Origin of the sequence: Nitratidesulfovibrio sp., from assembly GCF_040373385.1 — a bacterium.
Taxonomy (GTDB): Bacteria; Desulfobacterota; Desulfovibrionia; order Desulfovibrionales; family Desulfovibrionaceae; genus Cupidesulfovibrio.
Genome location: NZ_JBDXXH010000014.1, coordinates 25564 through 43054, shown reverse-complemented (window position 1 = coordinate 43054; position 17491 = coordinate 25564). Strand labels below are relative to the sequence as shown.

The following is a 17491-nucleotide window of genomic DNA, read 5'->3' as shown; positions in this document are numbered from 1 at the left end:
CTTTTGAAAAAGGTTCCCTCCCCCGCACCCCCACCCTCCCAAACTTTTTAAATGGGGGTGGAGAAGAGGCCGGTGCTACCGCACACGCGCTCCGCCGCCAATACATGGAAACGAAGCCCCCTATTGAAAAGCTTTGGAAGAAGGGGGATGGGGTTCGGGGAAGGGGGAAGAAACCTTTCCCGAAAGGTTTCTTCCCCCTTCCCCGGTTACCTCTCATCTCTCCCCCCAAGGAGCCTGCATATGCTCGCAGCCATCACCCGCAAGCTGAAGGAACTGACCCGCATGCTGGGTACGCGGCCCTACTACGGGTTCGTGACCGGGCACGGCTACCTGACGGAGGCGCAGGTGACAGAGGTGCGGCGCGTGCTGGAATCGCCCACGCAGGCGGCGGGCACGGTGGCGGAATACGAGCGCCGTTTTGCGGCGGTGGTGGGCGATGGGCGCGGGCTGGCCACGGCGGGCGGGCGCATGGCGCTGTTCGCCACGTTGCGTGCCCTGGGCGTGGGCGCCGGGCACGAGGTGATCCTGCCCGCGTTCACCTGCTCGGTGGTGGCCAGCGCGGTGCTGCGCACGGGCGCGACCCCGGTGTTCACCAACGTGGACCCGGCCACCTTCGGCACCGACCCGAACGCGGTGGCGAAAGCCATCACCCCGAAGACGCGGGCCATCATCGCGCAGCACAGCTTCGGCATTCCCTGCCGGGTGGGAGAACTGCGCGCGCTGGCCGACGGCTGCGGCGCCGCGCTGATCGAGGACTGCGCCCTGACCGTGGGTTCCACGCGCGACGGTGTGGCCGTGGGCAACACCGGCGACGCGGCGTTCTTTTCCACGGACCATTCCAAGCCCATGAATACGGTGGTGGGCGGATTCTTCTATACCCGCGACGCAGGGCTGTACGACGCGGTAGCCGACCAACTGACCAACGCCCCCACCCTGCCGGAAGCCCAGCAGCGGCGACTGTTCGGCCAGTTCCTGCTGGAGCGGCGGCTGGCCCGGCCTGCCAGCTACGGCCTGTACCAGCTGGCCATGCTGGGCAAGTCGGTGCTGCGGCGGCTGTCGGACCCCGGCATGACCTTTCTGGACGACGACTACGTGGTGGAGCGCACGGGCGCGTACGCCTACCCGGCGCGCCTGCCCGCCGTGCTGGCGCGCATCGGGCTGTTCGAACTGGACCGCTGGCCCGCCGAGGCCGCCCGGCGCGAGGCGCTGCTGCAACGCTACCTGACCGCCGCCTACGGCACGCCGCTGGCCGCACACCTGCCCGCCGCCTATGCCGACCCGGCGCTGCGCATCGTCGCCCACCGGCTGGCCTTCACCCACCCCCGCGCCGATGCCCTGAAATCGCTGATGGATGCGCGGGTGCACACCGCGTGGACGTGGTTCATGGACCCCGTCGTGGGCGCGCGGGCGGGGCTGGCCTCTTTGGGCTATGCCGCCGGGGCCTGCCCGGTGTCGGAACGGGTGGGCACGCAGGTGCTGAACTGGCCGTGCGTGGTGGAACAGGGCGCGGAAGACATGCTGCTGGAGTTTTTTGCACAGGTGGCCCGGCAGGCGTAGGCGGAACGACGCGGAGACGGAACACGGACGTGGCGGATGCCGCAACACGCACCGCAATCCCCCGCCCCGCGCGAAAATCACGTGCCGCACCTATGGACAAGCGGCACGCGCAAGCGTATCTAGCACGCCACGTAGAAGGGCCGGAAATTCCGGTGGAAACGCGGCACGCCAGTGCGCCGCGCCGTCCCCTGAATGTCGGCCAGCCACCCGCGCGCGGAACGGAGGTTCCGCACGTCATCATGACGCCACCGCACCCATCCCATCCAGTACATCCGACCGGCAACGCAGCCGCATTCCACGGTTTTCATGGTCCCCGCAACGTGGGCCGCGCGTGCCGTGCGCAGCGTGCGGTCCGGCGCACCCCGGCCCCGGCGACATCGCCCGCGCCCGTTCGGGCGCACAGGGCAGAGGCCCGTTCCGCAACGCCGCGCGTTCTGCTATAACAATCCGGACGACGACAGCACATTACCCCATCACGAGGTATCGCATGAAGGTCATCATCATGTGCGGGGGCAAGGGCACCCGCCTGCGCGAAGAAACCGAATTCAAGCCGAAGCCCATGGTCGAAATCGGCGGCCGTCCGGTGCTGTGGCACATCATGAGCATCTACGCCCGTCACGGCCACAAGGACTTCGTCCTGCCGCTGGGCTACAAGGGCGAAGTGATCAAGCAGTATTTCCACGATTACCGCATCCGCAACACCGACTTCACCGTGGACCTTGCCACCGGCGCCATGACCACCCACGCGTGCAACAGCTGCACCGACTGGAAGGTGACCCTGTGCGATACCGGGCAGGAAACCCTGAAGGGCGCGCGCATCAAGCGGGTGGCCCAGCACATCGATACCGACCGTTTCATGGTCACCTACGGTGACGGCGTGTCGGACATCGACATCGACAAGCTGGTGGAGTTCCACAAGAAATCTGGCAAGATCGGCACCTTCACCGGCGTGCGCATGCCCTCGCGCTTTGGCGCGGTGCAGACCGACGCGGATGGCAACATCCTGTCCTGGCAGGAAAAGCCGGTGCTGAACGAATACATCAACTGCGGCTTTTTCGTGTTCAAGCGCGAATTCCTCGACTACCTGGACGAGGACGAATCGTGCGACCTTGAAAAGCAGCCGCTGGAACGCCTGGCCGCCGACGGGCAGCTGTCCATGTACCCCCACGAAGGCTTCTGGGAATGCATGGACACCCTGCGCGACTGGCAGAAGCTGAATGCCATGTGGGACAAGGGCAGTGCGCCGTGGGCCAAGGGATTTAAGATTTAAACTTCGCTGAAAAAGCGAATCGGGGAGGGGACCCTTTAAAAAGGGTCTCCCTCCCCGCACCCCTCCCCCCTAAATTTTTCATTGCGGGGGGGCAGGATGGCAGCCGTTAGGTGAACGCACCGCGCGAACCTTGCCCTAGCCGTTAGGCGCGCGTGCGAGCCTTACGGATAGGGACCGCAACGCACGGATGGCGATCGCAGAGCGGGCACAGCCCCCTGCCCACCGGAGACGCATAAAAAGCCTCCCACCGCCTTCCCCGTCGAGAATACGGAGAGACATACAATGTTTGCAGATGCCTATCGCGGCCGCAAGGTGCTGGTCACCGGCCATACCGGGTTCAAGGGGTCGTGGCTGACCGCGTGGTTGTTGCAGCTTGGCGCGGACGTGGCCGGGCTGTCGGTGGACGTGCCCACCAGCCCCGCCAATTTCGACGAGCTGGGCCTTGGCGCCCGCATCACGGACATCCGCGCCGACATCCGCGACCGCGCGGCGGTGTGCAAGGCCGTGGCCGACTTTGCGCCCGAGGTGGTCTTTCACCTGGCGGCGCAGGCCCTGGTGCGCAAGTCGTACGACGACCCGGCGGCCACCATAGAGGCCAACGCCATGGGCACCCTGAACATCCTGGAGGCGGTGCGCTGCACGCCTTCGGTGCAGGCCGTGGTGTGCATCACCTCGGACAAGTGCTACCGCAACGATGAATGGGTGTGGGGCTACCGCGAAACCGACCACCTGGGCGGCGAGGACCCGTACTCCGCGTCCAAGGGCTGCGCAGAGATCATCGCGCACTCGTACTTCCGCTCGTTCTTCAAGACCGGCGTGCGCTGCGCCACCACCCGCGCGGGCAACGTCATCGGCGGCGGCGACTGGGCGGCGGACCGCATCGTGCCCGACTGCGCGCGCGCCTGGGCCGAAGGAAAGGCCGTGCAGATCCGCAGCCCGTGGGCCACGCGCCCCTGGCAGCACGTGCTGGAACCCCTTTCCGGCTACCTGTGGCTGGGGGCCAAGCTGCTGCTGAACGAGCAGGGGCCGTTCCCCCTGTCGGGCGAGGCCTACAATTTCGGCCCGGCGGCGGACGTGAACAACACCGTGGCAGAGGTGGTGGACGCCCTTGCCCCCTACTGGACCGGCTTTGCCAGCGAAATGGACCGCGCCGGGCAGGCGGGCATGAAGGAATGCACCCTGCTCAAGCTGTGCTGCGACAAGTCGCTGGCGTACCTTGGCTGGCAGGCCACGCTGACCTTCACGGAAACCATCCGCTTCACGGCGGAATGGTACCGGGCGTTCTACACCCCGGCGGGTGCCGACCGACCCGACATGCACGCCTTCACCATGAACCAGATCGCGGAATACTCCGACAAGGCCCGCGCCAAGGGCTTTGGCTGGGCGAAATAGCGCCCCCGCGCAAAGGATGCTGCCGTGAACGCCACGACCATCGACGGGGTGCTGACGCTGGACCTGCGCGTCATCCCCACAGAGGGCGGCCCGGTGCTGCACATGCTGCGGCCCGATTCGCCGCTGTTCACGAGCTTCGGCGAGCTGTACTTCTCTGAAGTGGAACCCGGCGCGGTGAAGGCGTGGAAACGCCACACCCGCCAGACGCAGCACTTCGCGGTGCCCGTGGGGCGGATGAAGGTGGTCATCCACGACAGCCGCCCCGGCTCGCCCACCTTCGGCGCGACGGAAGAATTCCTGCTGGGCAGGCCCGACAACTACCGGCTGCTGCGCATTCCGCCGCTGGTGTGGTACGGGTTCACGGCGGTAAGCGAAACGCCCGCGCTGATCTGCAACTGCGCGGATTTGCCGCACGACCCCACGGAAAGCGAACGCGCCCCCAGGGACGCGCCGGAGATTCCGTACCGCTGGTAGCGGCGGGCAGAGGGGATGGCTGCCGCAGGCCGCATCCCACACCGGCAACACATACACGCACATCCCGGCCCCGTGGCGACCCGACCGGCCACCACGGGGCCTACCCCAAATGTCCCGCCCACAACCTGCCTCGCGGCGCTCCCGCGTCCGCGCCAACACCAGAGCGACACGCCATGACCACCCCCGCCTTGCGTCTTTCCCGGTCCATCGTGGGCCAGGCCGAAGCCGACGCCGTCAGCCGCGTCATCCTTGAAGACGGCTACCTCGGCATGGGCAACGAAGTGAAGCGCTTCGAAGAAGACATCGCCGCCTACCTCGGCGTGCCCGCGCAGAACGTGGTCACCGCCAACACCGGCACCGCCGCCCTGCACATGGCCGTGCAGGCCGCCGTGCAGTCGGGCGCGGAAGTGCTGGTGCAGTCGCTGACCTTCGTGGCCTCGTTCCAGGCCATCAGCGGGGCCGGGGCCGTGCCCGTGGCCTGCGAGGCCCTGCCGGAAACCTGCACCATCGACCTTGCCGACGCAGAGCGCCGCCTGACCGAGCGCACCGCCGCCATCATGCCGGTGCACTATGCCAGCAACCCCGCCGGGCTGGATGAAGTATACGCCTTTGCGCAAAGGCACGGCCTGCGCGTCATCGAGGACGCGGCCCACGCCTTCGGCTGCCTGCACGATGGCCGCATGATCGGCACCTTTGGCGACATTGCCTGCTTCAGCTTCGACGGCATCAAGAACATCACCAGCGGCGAGGGCGGGTGCATCGTCACCGCCGACCAGACCGTGGCCCAACTGTGTCGCGACGCGCGCCTGCTGTCCGTGGCCAACGACACGGAAAAGCGCTTCTCCGGCCAGCGCAGCTGGGATTTCGACGTTACCCGGCAGGGCTGGCGCTACCACATGAGCAACATCATGGCCGCCATAGGCCGCGTGCAGCTGGCCCGCCTGCCCGGCGAATTCGCCCCGGCGCGCATGCGCCTGACCGCGCGCTACCGCCAGCGGCTTGCCGGTGCGCCGCATCTGGCCCTGCTGACCACAGACCCCCGCGACGTGGTGGTGCCGCACATCTTTCCGGTGCGCATCCTGGACGACAAGAAGAATCATGTGGTGGACGCATTGCAGGCCAAGGGCATTCCCACCGGCATGCACTACAAGCCCAACCACCTGCTGACCTATTACGGCGGCGGCACGCAATCCCTGCCCGTCACCGAAATGCTGGGCCGCCAGTTGACCACCCTGCCCCTGCACCCCGGCATGAGCGACGCCGACGTGGATCTGGTGTGCGATGCCTTGCTGGAGGCGCTGGCGTAGGGGACGGTTTTTTTGACGCCTCCGGCGGGCAGGGGACGCTGTCCCCTGCACCCCTATCTTTTGTCTGCCAGCTTGAGGCAGACAAACACAACTTCCGACAACTCTTCGGAAAAGAACCGCCCCGGTTCCTTCCCCGAGAAACAAACTGCCATGACCGACACCGCCGCCCACTCCGCCCCTGCCGTCAGCGTGATCATGAACTGCCTGAACTGCGGCGAGCACCTGCGCGCCGCCATCGACAGCGTGTTCGCCCAGACCTTTGACGACTGGGAAATCGTGTTCTGGGACAACGGCTCCTCCGATTGCAGCGCAGACATCGCCCAAAGCTGCGGCGACAAGGTGCGCTACTTCCGCGCCGAGCGCACCGTGCCGCTGGGCGCGGCGCGCAACCTGGCCATTGCCCGGGCGCGGGGCGAGTTCATCGCCTTCCTTGACTGCGACGACCTGTGGCACCCGGAAAAGCTGGACCGGCAGGTGGCGCTGTTCCGCGCCAACCCCGCCGTGGGGCTGGTGAGCTGCGACACGGTGATGTTCAGCGGCGACAAGGAACTGAGCCGTCAGTTCCAGGCGGCCCCGCCCGCGCGCGGCAAGGTGTTCCGCGAACTGATGACCACCCAGTGGATTTCCATGTCCTCCGCCGTCATCCGCCGCAGCGCGCTGGACGCGCCGGGCATGGGCGGGCACTGGTTCGACGAGGCGCTGAACGTGTGCGAAGAGGCGGACGTGTTCTACCGCATCGCCTGGGACTGGGAACTGGACCACGTTGACGCGCCGCTGGCCCGCTGGCGGGTGCACGGCGGCAGCACCACCTTCCGCAAGTTCGCCCAGTTCGCGGATGAGACGGAAGCCATCCTTGCCAAGCACATCCGCATGTACCGCGACTACGAGCGGGATTACGCCGACCTTGTGGCGCTGCTGCGCCGCCGCGCCGCCTTCCAGCGCGGGGTGGCCCTGTGGCGCGAGGGCAAGGGGAGCGAGGCGCGGGCGGCCATTGCGCCGTATGCCGCATCGTCGCTGAAGTTCCGGCTGTTCCGGCTGGCCACGTTCCTGCCGGGCGGGATGTTTGATGCGGTGGCGGGGGTGTATTTTGCGCTGCCATCGTTTTTGAGGCGGTAGGGGGCGGCGCGGAGCTGACTCTACCTGAAACGGTGGAGAGTTGCGCCCTGACGGGTGCGGCTTCCACCAAGGCGCGCCTGCCGTCACGTTCACGCCCGATTTCGTCATATTGCGAAAGGGCCTGCCAAGCGGAATCTGCGGTTCCACCTGACAGGCCCCTCGCGCTCTCCCGCCAAGGCAGCCCGCTACTCGACCGCCGGGCGCTCTTTCCAGCCGCCGCCCAAGGCCTTGAACACATCGATCCGGGCAGAGCCGACCTGCTGATCGGCCGTCGCGACCTGCGCCCTCGCCCTGATCAGGCTGTCCTGGGCCGCAATCACGTCCAGATAGCTGACGGCCCCAGCCCTATACCGCTGTTCGGCCAGCCCAAACGCGTTCTCGGCGTGCGTTTGCGCCTGAACCAGGGCGTTGCGCTGCTCGACGGCGCCTTCATACGTGCCCAGTGACTGCTCGCACTCCTTGAGCGCCGTCAACACGACGCCGTCGAAACGGGCCAACGATGCCACACCTTGCGCCCTTGCCTGGGCAACGCGGCTTCGTGCCACGGTCATGTTCGGGAACGTCCAGGAAATCAGCGGCCCGAAAGCGAACGACACGGTACGGTCGCCTCTCAGGTCGTCGTTGCGCAGAAGGCTGGCTGAAGCGCCCAGCGCCACACGGGGATAGAGGTCGGCCACCGCCACCCCGATGCGCGCGGTGTCCGCGGATAACCGGCGCTCGGTCTGGCGAATGTCCGGGCGCCTGCGCAGCATGGCGGTACCGTCGCCGACCGGGATGACATCCGCGATGTCCGGCACCCTGTTGCAGGCACGCGCAGACTCGGGAATTTGCGAGGGCGTGCGGCCCATCAGAGCTGCCAATTCGAACAATGCCGCGTCCTGCCGCGCCTGAAGCCGGGGCACGCTTGCCCTGGCCTGGGCCAGCAGGGAGCCGGAACGCTCCACATCAAGCCGTGATGCGGAACCTGCGCGCTCCTGATGGCTGACAACATCCAGCGCCTGCTGCGCCAACTCGACGGAGGAACGGGCCACGTCAAGGGACGCGCCATAGGCACAGGCATCCACGTAGGCACGCGTCGTCTCGGCGGCCACAACCACCTTGACTCCATCGCAGGCTGCGGCAGTGGCCTCGGCATCACCGCTTGCCGCCTCCATTTCGCGCCTCACGCGTCCGAACAGGTCAAGTTCATAGGAAATGTCCAGGCCGCCAGTGTAGTTCCACTGCACGGGCGCTTGCCCTTGACCGTCCCAAGAGGTCTGGTCACGGCCACGGGTGACACCGGTGGTTACGGCGGTTGAGGGGAGCATGGCCCCACGCGCCTCTCCGTAAATCGCGCGCGCCCGGTCCAGGTTCGCCATCGCCACGCGCAGGTCGGTATTGGCGGACAAGGCTTCCTGCACGATCGCGTCGAGCGCGGGATCATCATACAGCCGCCACCAATCCGCAGGCGGCGGTGAACCGGCATCGACCTGCGAAGGCCGACTGACGAACGGACCAGCCGCCGTTTCAGGCAGGGCCGGGGCTTTGTAGTCCGGCCCGCTGGCGCAGCCGGTAAACGCGAATGCAAGGGTCAGGGCCAAAAGGGGCAAAAGGACGCCCGGCAGCGCCCGGCACACTGGACGACGGGGTACTTCATGCGACATGGGGTTCCTCCGTCGCTGCAAGTTCGCGGGAGCGCTGGTTTTCCACCGCCGCGCGATGGTCTCTGGCGATGAAGCTGTACACGGTGGGCAGGACGAACAGCGTGAAGAGCGTGCCAACCAGCATACCCATCACCACCACGATGCCGATCGAGAAACGGCTGGCGGAGCCCGCGCCTTCGGCAAACACCAGCGGCACCAGACCGGCGACCATCGCCGCCGTCGTCATCAGTACCGGGCGCATGCGAACGGCAGCCGCCTTCTCGATGGCTTCGATCCGGCTCAGCCCTTCATGCTGCTGGATGTGGTTGGCAAACGTAACCATCAGGATGCCGTGTTTGGAAATCAGGCCGATCAGCGTGACCAGGCCGATCTGGGTGTAGATGTTCAGCGTGGCGTAGCCCAGCCAGAGCGGCGCCAGTGCGCCGCACACCGCCAGCGGCACCGTGACGAGGATCACCAGGGGGTCACGCAGGCTTTCGAACTGCGCCGCCAGCACCAAAAAGATCACCACCAGCGCAAACGCGAACGAGACCAACAGGCGGTTGCCTTCCTGCACGAACTGGCGGCTGTCGCTGAGCCAGTCGACGCTGGTGCCGGCCGGCAGCGGCTGCGATTGCAGGAACGCCACGGCCTCGCCCATGCTGACGCCAGGGCGCGGCAGCATCTCCAGCGTGGCCGAGTTCATCTGGCCGAACTGCGTCAGGCCGTTGGCCTGGGGGCGTGTTTCCACGCGCGTCACCGTCGAAAGCGGCGTCAGCGCTCCGGAACCTGTCTTGACGTAGAAGCGGCCGAGGTCGTCCGGGGTCATGCGGTTGTCGCCGTTCACCTGCGGAATGACGTCGTAGGAGCGGTCGTGGAAATTGAAGCGGTTGACGTAGTTTTCACCCACCAGCACCGCCAGCGTGTCGGCAATGGCCTGCATGGTCACGCCCATCTCGCGCGCCTTGGCGCTGTCGATGGCAACGTGGGCCTGCGGGCTGTCGAACGCCAGGTCGTTCTGCACGTACAGAAACAACCCGCTCCCGTAAGCCGCAGCCTTGAGTTGCTCGGCCGTCCCGAACAACTCCGGAAAACCATCGGATGACCGCAGCACCATCTGTACCGGCAGCCCACCGCTGGAGCCAGGAAGCGGCGGAACCTGCACCGCCGTCAGCGTTTCTCCATCAATGCTCGCGCCAGCCGCCTGAATCTGCCCCTGAATCTCAACGGAAGATCGGGAACGCTCGGACCAATCCTTGAAGATCGCGCCGCCCAGCATCTGGTTCTGGCCGCGCCCGGTGCCGCCGATGTGCATGAAACTGTTGTCGAACTCGGGCAGCGATTCGAAAATCCTCTCGATCTTTCCGGCGTAGCGGGCGGTATAGCCGACACCGGCGTACTGCGGCGCTTTGGCTATGACGATGACCGCCCCCTGGTCCTCGACCGGCGCCAGTTCGTGGCGGATGCCCACGAACAGCACGGCAATGCCCCCCAGCACGGCCACGCCGAACAGCAGGACTGCCCCGCGCGCGGCCAGGGTACGCGCCAGCAGGCTCCGGTACATTGCCGTCAGCCGCCCCATGTAGCCTTCGACCAGTCTGGCCAGCTTCCCCTCGCCTTGCCTGGAATCGAGCAGCATCGAACTCATCACTGGCGACAACGTCAGCGCGACCACGCCGGAGACGACGACCGCACCCGCCAGCGTGAAGGCGAACTCCTTGAACAGCGCCCCCGTCAATCCGCCCATCAGGCCGATCGGCGCGTAGACGGCCGCAAGGGTGATGGTCATGGCGATGACCGGGCCGACAATTTCGCGGGCGCCGAGCAAGGCCGCGTCCGCAGGCGATGCCCCTTCCTCGATGTGGCGATGGATGTTCTCCACCACCACGATGGCGTCGTCCACCACCAGCCCGATCGCCAGCACCATCGCCAGCAGCGTCAACAAGTTGATCGAAAATCCGAAGGCCAGCATCAATGCCGCCGTCCCCACCAGGGAAAGCGGAATGGTGACGACGGGGATGACAACCGCACGGAACGCGCCCAGAAACACAAAGATCACCGCTATGACGATCACGATGGCCTCGACCAGGGTGTGCCTGACCTCTCCGATCGAAGCGTTGACGAACCGCGCCACGTCGTAGTTCGGCACTACCTTCAGCCCCGGCGGCGCCATTTCGCGGATGCGGGGGACCAATTCCTGCGCCTGTCTGGCAATGTCCAGCGGGTTGCCGTCCGGCGTCGGAAAAATCGCCGCAAACACCGCCGGGACGCCGGTGGCGAACGAGGCGTTGTTGTAGTTCTGGCCGCCGATCTCCACCGTCGCCACGTCGGCCAGACGCACCACGCCGCCGCGGGCGTCGGCCTTGAGCACCATCTGGCGGAAGTCGTCCACGCTGCGCAGGTCGGTCGCGGCGCTGATGTTGGTGACGGTCATTGGGCTTTTGAGCTGCCCCGGTGCGGCCTGCACGTTGTTGGCGCGCAGGGCGGCCGCGATTTCGCCCGCCGACAGCCCGCGGGCGGCCAGCTTCACGGGGTCGATCCAGACGCGCAAGGCCAGCGTCTGCCCGCCGTTGGTGTCAACCGATCCCACTCCCGGTATTCCGGCGAACAGGGGCAGGGCGACGCGGGTCACGAAGTCCGTCACCTGCGGCACGGTCAGGGTGTCGCTGTAGAACGCGACGTACTGGACGGCGGTGCCGCCCTCGGTGGATTTGCTGATGACCGGATCGGTCACGCCTGCCGGAAGCTGGTACTTGACCTGCTGCACCTTGGCGAGGATCTCGGTCATCGCCCGGTCCGCGTTGGCGTTGAGCACCAGCCGGGCCTTGATTTCGCTGCGCCCCTGGGTCGTCGTCGAACTCAGGTACTCGATGCCGCTGGCCGTGGCGATCGCCTGCGAGATGGGCGTCGTGACAAAGCCCTGCATGACCTCCTGGGTTGCGCCCGGCAGCGACGTGGCGATGTTGATGGTGGCGTTTTCGAGGTAGGGATACTGGCGCACCGGCAGGGAAAAGACCGAGGCCAGGCCGGCCAGCGTGATCAGCAGGCTGACGACCAGGGCCAGGATGGGCCGCCGGATGAAGATGTCCGTGATGTTCATGACTGTTTCCTCACCGGGAATTCGCGACGGGCTTGGACGCATCTGGCATGGACGCATCTGGCATGGACGCATCTGGCATGGACACGGCGTCCGCCGACGCGCCTGCGGGCTGATCGGGGTTGATCTTCACCCTTGCACCCGGCCGCAGCCGGTTCTGCCCCGCAACCACCACAATGTCGCCCGCCTTCACCCCCTGCGCCACCAGCACCTCCCCGCCCAGCCTGCGGCCCGTGACGACCGGAACGGCCACCGCCTGGCCGGTCCCCTGGGTGTCGGCATCCCGGACAAGCACGACGCTGTCGCCCGAGGCGGACGTCTGGATTGCCGTCAGGGGCAACACGATGGCGTCATCGGTCGTCGGCAGCATCAGCCTTGCGGTCGCGTACATGCCGGACTTCAACAGGTTGCCGGGGTTCGGCAGCGTGGCCTGGACAACGACATTACGGGTCTCGCCGTCAACGCGCGGCTCGATGACGCTGACCCTGGCCTCGAACGTCCGCCCTGGAACGGCATCCACCGCAACCTGTACCCGCGCGCCGGTCGCCAGCCTGGAAAGTTCCTGCTGGGGCAACGCGAAATTGACGTACAGCGGGTCGAGTTGCGTCAGCGTGGCAATGGCATCGCCCGCTCCAAGGTATTGCCCCACGTTGATGCGACGGATGCCAAGCTGTCCGGAGAACGGCGCCTGGATGTTCTTTTGCCGGATGCGCGCATCCAGTTGCCGGACGGCGGCCGCCGTCTGGACGGCTTCCGCCTTGCGCTGCTCCAGCAATTCGCGCGGCTCCGCCCCGCTGGACGCCAGATCCTGCGAACGCCGCAACTGCAACCGCGCGAAATCGGCCTTCGCCACCGCGGCGCTGCGGTCGGCCTGTTCCGGAGCATCGTAAAGCCGGACCAGCGTGACGCCTTGCTCGACGACCTGCCCGGCGGTGAAGTTGATGGCCGTCACCCGCCCGGGGGTATCGGGCGCCAGCAGAACTTCGCGCACAGCCTGCAAGCTGCCTACGGCCTGCAACTCGTTGGGCACGCTGCGGGGCCGGACGCAAATCGTCGATACCAGCGCCGGTGATTGCGTGCGGGGCGCGGCGGCCCCGACCCGGGACGCGCGCCACGCGAACAACAGGCCGAAGATCACGGCGACGCTGATCAGGCCGACGAAAAACGGCTTCATGTTTCCTGGCGTGGGGATATTCATGCGACCTCCAGCCGCCGGATACGGGACCGCAGGGCCATGCGCATGAGGGCGTACCCGTGCGACTTGTTGGATTTCCTCGAATACATGTCGTTTCCTTCAGGGCAATGCCTTTCTGTTTGACCGGCACGCTTCCGGACCTGCGCGCCGCGACGGACCGAATCTCCGGCCTTCCGGCGCGCGACCGGTCCCTCTGGCGGCATCTTCCGCATCGGCAGCGCGCCGCCTCTGTCTTTCACGCCCGGGTTGCATGGAATCAGGCACGGAGGGTCTTCTGCGACGTCGGGGTGACCAGCAGCACCAGGGCCACAACCAGCGACAGCGCGGCGGCAATCGCCCCGGCCAGATAGACCGCACCGATCCCCTCCGCACCGGCCAACGCGCCAGCCAACGGGCTGGTGACGCCAAGCGCGATGTCCAGGAACGCCACATACGCACCCATGGCGAGGCTGCGCGCCTGCGGGGGCGCGCGCCGCACGGCTTCGACGCCAAAGCCCGGAAAGGCCAGCGAGTAGCCAAAGCCGGTCAGCGCCGCGCCCCAGTGGGCGGTCAATGCGCCATCGGCCCCCCAGATCAGCCATTGCCCCGCCATTTCGATGGCGACGCTCACCAGCGCCACGCGCGCGCCGCCCAGTTTGTCCGGCAGGTGCCCAAAGAAAATACGTGCGCAGATGTACGCCAGCCCGAATGCGCTGAATGCCAGTGACGCGCCGCCCCAATGCCTGGCGGAGAACAGCAGGGCAATGAAGGCCGTGAACAGCCCGAAGCCCACGCTGCACAGCGCCAATCCCATGCCCGGCATCCACACGGAACCCAGCACCCTGTAGAACGGCGTGCGCCGCGTCGCCGTGGGCGGGACGGCGCGCGCCCCCGACGCTACGGCCATTGCCAGCAAGGGGACGAAGATCAGGGCGACGGCCACGCCCGCGAACCCCCACTGGCTGTCCACCGCCGCGCCGACAGGCGCTCCGAGCGCATACGCGCCGAAGATGGCAATGCCCACCCAGACCATCGCCTTGCCCGCGTTCTGCGGCCCCACCAGGCTGATGGACCAGCCCAGCGCCCCCGTGGCGACCAGGCTTTCGCCCAATGCCAGCAGTATCCGGCCCAGCAGCAGTATCCACACCGATGTGGCGGGCGTGGCGACAAAGGCCAGCGAGGCAAGGTAGGTCGCGCCGGAACAGGCCGCGAACAGATGCCCCGTCAGGACGGCGCGCCTGGCGCCGCGCATGTCGGCGAAATTCCCGGCCCAGGCGCGGGACAGCAGCGCGGCGGCAAACTGCGAACCGACAACCAGCCCGACGACCAGTGTTCCCATGCCCAGCGTTTCATGCAGATGCAGCGGGAGAACCGACATCTGCATGCCTATGGTGAAAAAGCTGACGAAGACCGCCAGGGTGACGGGAAGCAGCCTGAGAAAAACCCCGGAAGCGGCCGAAGCGGATGCGGACGGGGCATCCGCGTGGTGCGTTTGTTCTTTGCTCATGGTGGTGGTTGGAGAAAAGGGTATCGTGGAGATGGGCGACGCCATGGCGGCGCCGCCCCGCCATGGTCAATCGGCGTAATAGCCGGGCTGATCCAGGTCGGCGAGCAGATGCGGGCCTTGCGGCGTCCAGCCCAGCAGTGCGCGCGTGCGCGCGCTGGATACGGACATGTCCGCGCCAGCCATGTTGGCAAACCAGCCAAAGTGCTCGCGGTCACGCGGCGCGACGGGCAGGTTCAAGCGCCTGCCGATCAGTTCGGCAATCGCCTTGAAGGGCACCGCCTCGTCGGCGACCGCGTGATAGACCGGCTCGGTCACGCCCTGTTCGAGCGCAAGGCGATAGACGCGCGCGGCGTCCAGCCGAAACACGCCGGACCAGCAGTTCTGCCCATCGCCAATGTAGGCCGACACGCCTTTCTGTTTCGCCAGGCGAATCAGGAACGATACGAAGCCGTGGTCGCCAAGGCCATGCACGGACGGCGCAAGGCGCACTGTCGCCACGCGCACGCCACGTTCTGCCGAAGCCCGTGCCTCAGCCTCGGATTTGCGCGGCATCGCCGGGTTTGTCCGGGTCGCTTCAGTTGCTCCCCGCGGCAGGCCCGACAAGCCGGAAGTGACGAGCAACGGCCTGGCTGATCCGCTCAATGCGCTGGCCAGCGTCTCGATCACGCGCCGGTCCTGCTCGCAACTTTCCATGAATCTGGAAAAATCATGGTTGAACGCCGTGTGGACCACGGCATCCGCCGCCGCAGCAGCAGCGCGCAAGGCATCCGCATCGTCCAGGGTGGCGAGCAGGACCCCCACCCCCGTGGCCGCGAGCGCGGTCGCCTTGTCCGCCGAGCGCGCCAGCCCCGTGACCTGATGGCCAGCGCCGATCAATTCCCGAACCACGGCCGAGCCAACCCATCCGGTGGCTCCAGTGACAAATACGTGCATGGCGCACCTCCTGAATCAAGGTGCAGCCTGTCGGCGCTATGTGCTGCCCGGCTGCAAATGTGAATGTTTCGTCGCATTGGAAATATGCGATGAAATGCTCACATTTGCTATTCGCATTGCAAGCCGCGCCGTCCCGCCCCTTGTCGTCTGCCGGAATTCCGCAGAGTTCCTGAATAACGTCCCTCTGGTAGGCCCGTCTGTCCGAACCCGCCACGGCAATCAAGAAAGCCGCACTCAGGTTTCGGCTGGGGCAGGCACACTCCGTTTCACCCCGGTCCGCGCCACCGAAGCGACCAGAGCGCCATGATCCGGAGCATTGATGCAGCTGGCAGGGCGGCGACCCGGTTCAGGCGGCAAGGCGACGAGGGACGACAGACGTCAAAACCGCGCGCGGCACCCTTGAAGACGTTCGCAGGCCGCCCCGGAATGGCCGCAGCCACCTCGGAATGGCCGCAGGCCGTGGTTCGTCCTGCAGCGGGCCGGGGCGCGATACAGCCGGGATGCATCCGACGTTCGACAGCGCACCACAGCCTTTCCCTCCGCACTCTTTTCGCCCCTTTCCGCCCCTTTTCGCCCTTTCCGCCCCTTTTCGCCCCTTTTCGCTTGACCCGCGCACACGCAACCAGGCTATGGTCCACCAGAATCGGCCCTGCTTCCCCTTTCGCGCGCCGCGCACCGCGCGCCACACCGCTTGCCAGCCGTACGACCCCGGCGTATGTGGTGCCCTCCGGAGTTGGTCGGAACCGGCGCAGCCACGGAACCACGCCCGCTCCCGCGCCACACCGTTCCGTCCCGCACATCCTCAACCGCCGTCCACCCTGCGACCGAGACCACCATGCGTCGCCCCACCCTCGCCGACATTTCGCCCGCCCACATCCGCCACGGCATCAAGACCGGCATAGCCGCCGTTCTTTCCCTGCTGCTGGCCGACGTGCTGCACATCCAGTACGGCTACTGGGCCGTCATTTCCGCCGTCATCGCCATGCAGATGAACGTGGCCGAGGCCATCGAGATGTGCCTGTACCGGTTCATCGGCACGGTCATGGGGGCCGTGATGGGCGTTGCCGCCATCATGATCTTTCCGGACACGCCCATATGGAACGGTGTTTCGGTGTTCGTCACCACGGGGTTGTGCGCCTTTCTCACCCGTTGGGATCCGCGCTACCGCATGGCGGCCATCACCGTGAGCATCGTCATACTGGCCAGCGCGGGCCATGCGGAACGCATTGACGTGGGGCTGTTCCGGGTGCTGGAAATCGCCGTGGGCGTGGGCTGCGCCTTCGTGGTCACGGTCACCCTGTGGCCGGTGCGCGCAGCGGTGGGCCTGCGCCGCGACCTGGCCGCACAGGCGGAAAACTGCGCCGCCCACCTGGCCACCCTGGTGGACCGCTTTCTGGCCCGCCAGACCCACGTGCCCGCCGACCTGCTGGACCCGCTGGCACGCGCCATCCCGCGCAACCGCGAGCGCCTTTCCAAGGTGCGTCGCCACGAATCGCTGATCTACTTCTACGACAACCAGCCGCTGGACACCCTGTCCACGACGGTGGAACGCACCACCGACCACCTGCGGACCATGCTGCGCAGCCTGAACGCCTGCACGCCCGACGGGCACGACATCATCATGGCGCCGGAAATGCGCGACCTGGCGGAAACCGTGGCCCACACCCTGCGGCACATGGCTGCCATGACTACCGGCGTCACCGGTGCGCGACCCATCGGCGCACTGGCCGGATGGCTGTCCGCGTTGGGGTGGCGCCCCGGAAGCGGACCGGAAAACGCCCCCGAGTCACCGGTGTCGCCCGCCGCCCTGCTTGGCGCGGCCATGGCCCGCGCGGACGGGCGCCTGCTGGCCCTGCGCGAAGCCGGGGCCACCAGACGTTTCGACCTGGCCATGCTGACCCAGTTCTACGCCTTCTACTACGCCCTGCGCCAACTGGCCGAAGACGTGCAGGGCCTGGCAACGCGCATGGCCGGGAACGAGGACGACCACCTCGACACGGACAGCAACAACGCCACTCCCTAGCCCCCACGGCACACCCTTT

12 protein-coding genes are annotated in these 17491 nt (G+C 66.9%); 7 read left to right on the top strand and 5 right to left on the bottom strand.

Annotated elements, in window-relative coordinates; translation table 11 throughout:
* Window positions 1-240: 240 nt before the first annotated feature.
* The 6 genes from ABWO17_RS16805 (at window position 241) to ABWO17_RS16780 (ending at window position 7116) form a co-directional block, all read left to right on the top strand.
* Window positions 241-1557: a DegT/DnrJ/EryC1/StrS family aminotransferase gene (locus ABWO17_RS16805; RefSeq protein WP_353120579.1), complete on the top strand. Its 1317-nt coding sequence runs from the start codon at window positions 241-243 to the stop codon at window positions 1555-1557.
* A 487-nt stretch (window positions 1558-2044) separates the two neighbouring features.
* Window positions 2045-2827: a glucose-1-phosphate cytidylyltransferase gene (rfbF, locus tag ABWO17_RS16800; protein WP_353120577.1), complete on the top strand. Its 783-nt coding sequence runs from the start codon at window positions 2045-2047 to the stop codon at window positions 2825-2827.
* A 282-nt stretch (window positions 2828-3109) separates the two neighbouring features.
* A complete protein-coding gene (gene rfbG / locus ABWO17_RS16795) occupies window positions 3110-4219 on the top strand; it encodes a CDP-glucose 4,6-dehydratase (RefSeq protein ID WP_353120575.1) in 1110 nt (369 codons plus the stop codon).
* A gap of 24 nt (window positions 4220-4243) precedes the next feature.
* The gene (locus tag ABWO17_RS16790) at window positions 4244-4693 is read left to right on the top strand and encodes a dTDP-4-dehydrorhamnose 3,5-epimerase family protein (RefSeq protein WP_353120573.1); all 450 of its coding nucleotides are present in this window, start codon (window positions 4244-4246) and stop codon (window positions 4691-4693) included.
* A gap of 173 nt (window positions 4694-4866) precedes the next feature.
* The gene (locus ABWO17_RS16785; protein WP_353120571.1) at window positions 4867-6000 is read left to right on the top strand and encodes a DegT/DnrJ/EryC1/StrS family aminotransferase; all 1134 of its coding nucleotides are present in this window, start codon (window positions 4867-4869) and stop codon (window positions 5998-6000) included.
* Between the two features lie 150 nt (window positions 6001-6150).
* Entirely contained in the window at window positions 6151-7116 is a 966-nt protein-coding gene (locus ABWO17_RS16780) for a glycosyltransferase family 2 protein (protein ID WP_353120570.1), read from the top strand.
* Between the two features lie 185 nt (window positions 7117-7301).
* Here ABWO17_RS16780 and ABWO17_RS16775 read toward each other — a convergent pair whose 3' ends face one another.
* From ABWO17_RS16775 to ABWO17_RS16755, 5 genes are all read right to left on the bottom strand, one after another.
* Complete coding sequence (locus tag ABWO17_RS16775; RefSeq protein WP_353120568.1) at window positions 7302-8759, bottom strand: efflux transporter outer membrane subunit; 1458 nt, start codon at window positions 8757-8759, stop codon at window positions 7302-7304.
* Window positions 8749-11838 (bottom strand): efflux RND transporter permease subunit, encoded by a 3090-nt coding sequence (locus tag ABWO17_RS16770; RefSeq protein ID WP_353120566.1) that lies wholly within the window; start codon window positions 11836-11838, stop codon window positions 8749-8751. Before ABWO17_RS16770 ends, ABWO17_RS16775 begins: the two co-directional genes overlap by 11 nt.
* Before the next feature lie 10 nt (window positions 11839-11848).
* Window positions 11849-13033, bottom strand: a complete 1185-nt coding sequence (locus ABWO17_RS16765) for an efflux RND transporter periplasmic adaptor subunit (protein ID WP_353120564.1) — start codon at window positions 13031-13033, stop codon at window positions 11849-11851.
* A 253-nt stretch (window positions 13034-13286) separates the two neighbouring features.
* Window positions 13287-14561, bottom strand: a complete 1275-nt coding sequence (locus ABWO17_RS16760) for an arabinose transporter (RefSeq protein ID WP_353120562.1) — start codon at window positions 14559-14561, stop codon at window positions 13287-13289.
* 21 nt (window positions 14562-14582) lie between these two features.
* The gene (locus ABWO17_RS16755; RefSeq protein WP_353120560.1) at window positions 14583-15449 is read right to left on the bottom strand and encodes an SDR family oxidoreductase; all 867 of its coding nucleotides are present in this window, start codon (window positions 15447-15449) and stop codon (window positions 14583-14585) included.
* 835 nt (window positions 15450-16284) lie between these two features.
* On the opposite strand from ABWO17_RS16755, the gene ABWO17_RS16750 reads away from it, so the two are divergent.
* The gene (locus ABWO17_RS16750; protein WP_353120558.1) at window positions 16285-17472 is read left to right on the top strand and encodes an FUSC family protein; all 1188 of its coding nucleotides are present in this window, start codon (window positions 16285-16287) and stop codon (window positions 17470-17472) included.
* Window positions 17473-17491: the final 19 nt, after the last annotated feature.

Coding starts and splice junctions, on each gene's coding strand:
- ABWO17_RS16805 (WP_353120579.1), top strand. CDS start 241: ATGCTCGCAGCCATCACCCGCAAGCTGAAGGAACTGACCCGCATGCTG.
- ABWO17_RS16765 (WP_353120564.1), bottom strand. CDS start 13,033: ATGAATATCCCCACGCCAGGAAACATGAAGCCGTTTTTCGTCGGCCTG.
- ABWO17_RS16770 (WP_353120566.1), bottom strand. CDS start 11,838: ATGAACATCACGGACATCTTCATCCGGCGGCCCATCCTGGCCCTGGTC.
- ABWO17_RS16750 (WP_353120558.1), top strand. CDS start 16,285: ATGCGTCGCCCCACCCTCGCCGACATTTCGCCCGCCCACATCCGCCAC.
- ABWO17_RS16780 (WP_353120570.1), top strand. CDS start 6,151: ATGACCGACACCGCCGCCCACTCCGCCCCTGCCGTCAGCGTGATCATG.
- ABWO17_RS16755 (WP_353120560.1), bottom strand. CDS start 15,449: ATGCACGTATTTGTCACTGGAGCCACCGGATGGGTTGGCTCGGCCGTG.
- ABWO17_RS16760 (WP_353120562.1), bottom strand. CDS start 14,561: ATGGCGTCGCCCATCTCCACGATACCCTTTTCTCCAACCACCACCATG.
- rfbG (WP_353120575.1), top strand. CDS start 3,110: ATGTTTGCAGATGCCTATCGCGGCCGCAAGGTGCTGGTCACCGGCCAT.
- ABWO17_RS16775 (WP_353120568.1), bottom strand. CDS start 8,759: ATGTCGCATGAAGTACCCCGTCGTCCAGTGTGCCGGGCGCTGCCGGGC.
- rfbF (WP_353120577.1), top strand. CDS start 2,045: ATGAAGGTCATCATCATGTGCGGGGGCAAGGGCACCCGCCTGCGCGAA.
- ABWO17_RS16785 (WP_353120571.1), top strand. CDS start 4,867: ATGACCACCCCCGCCTTGCGTCTTTCCCGGTCCATCGTGGGCCAGGCC.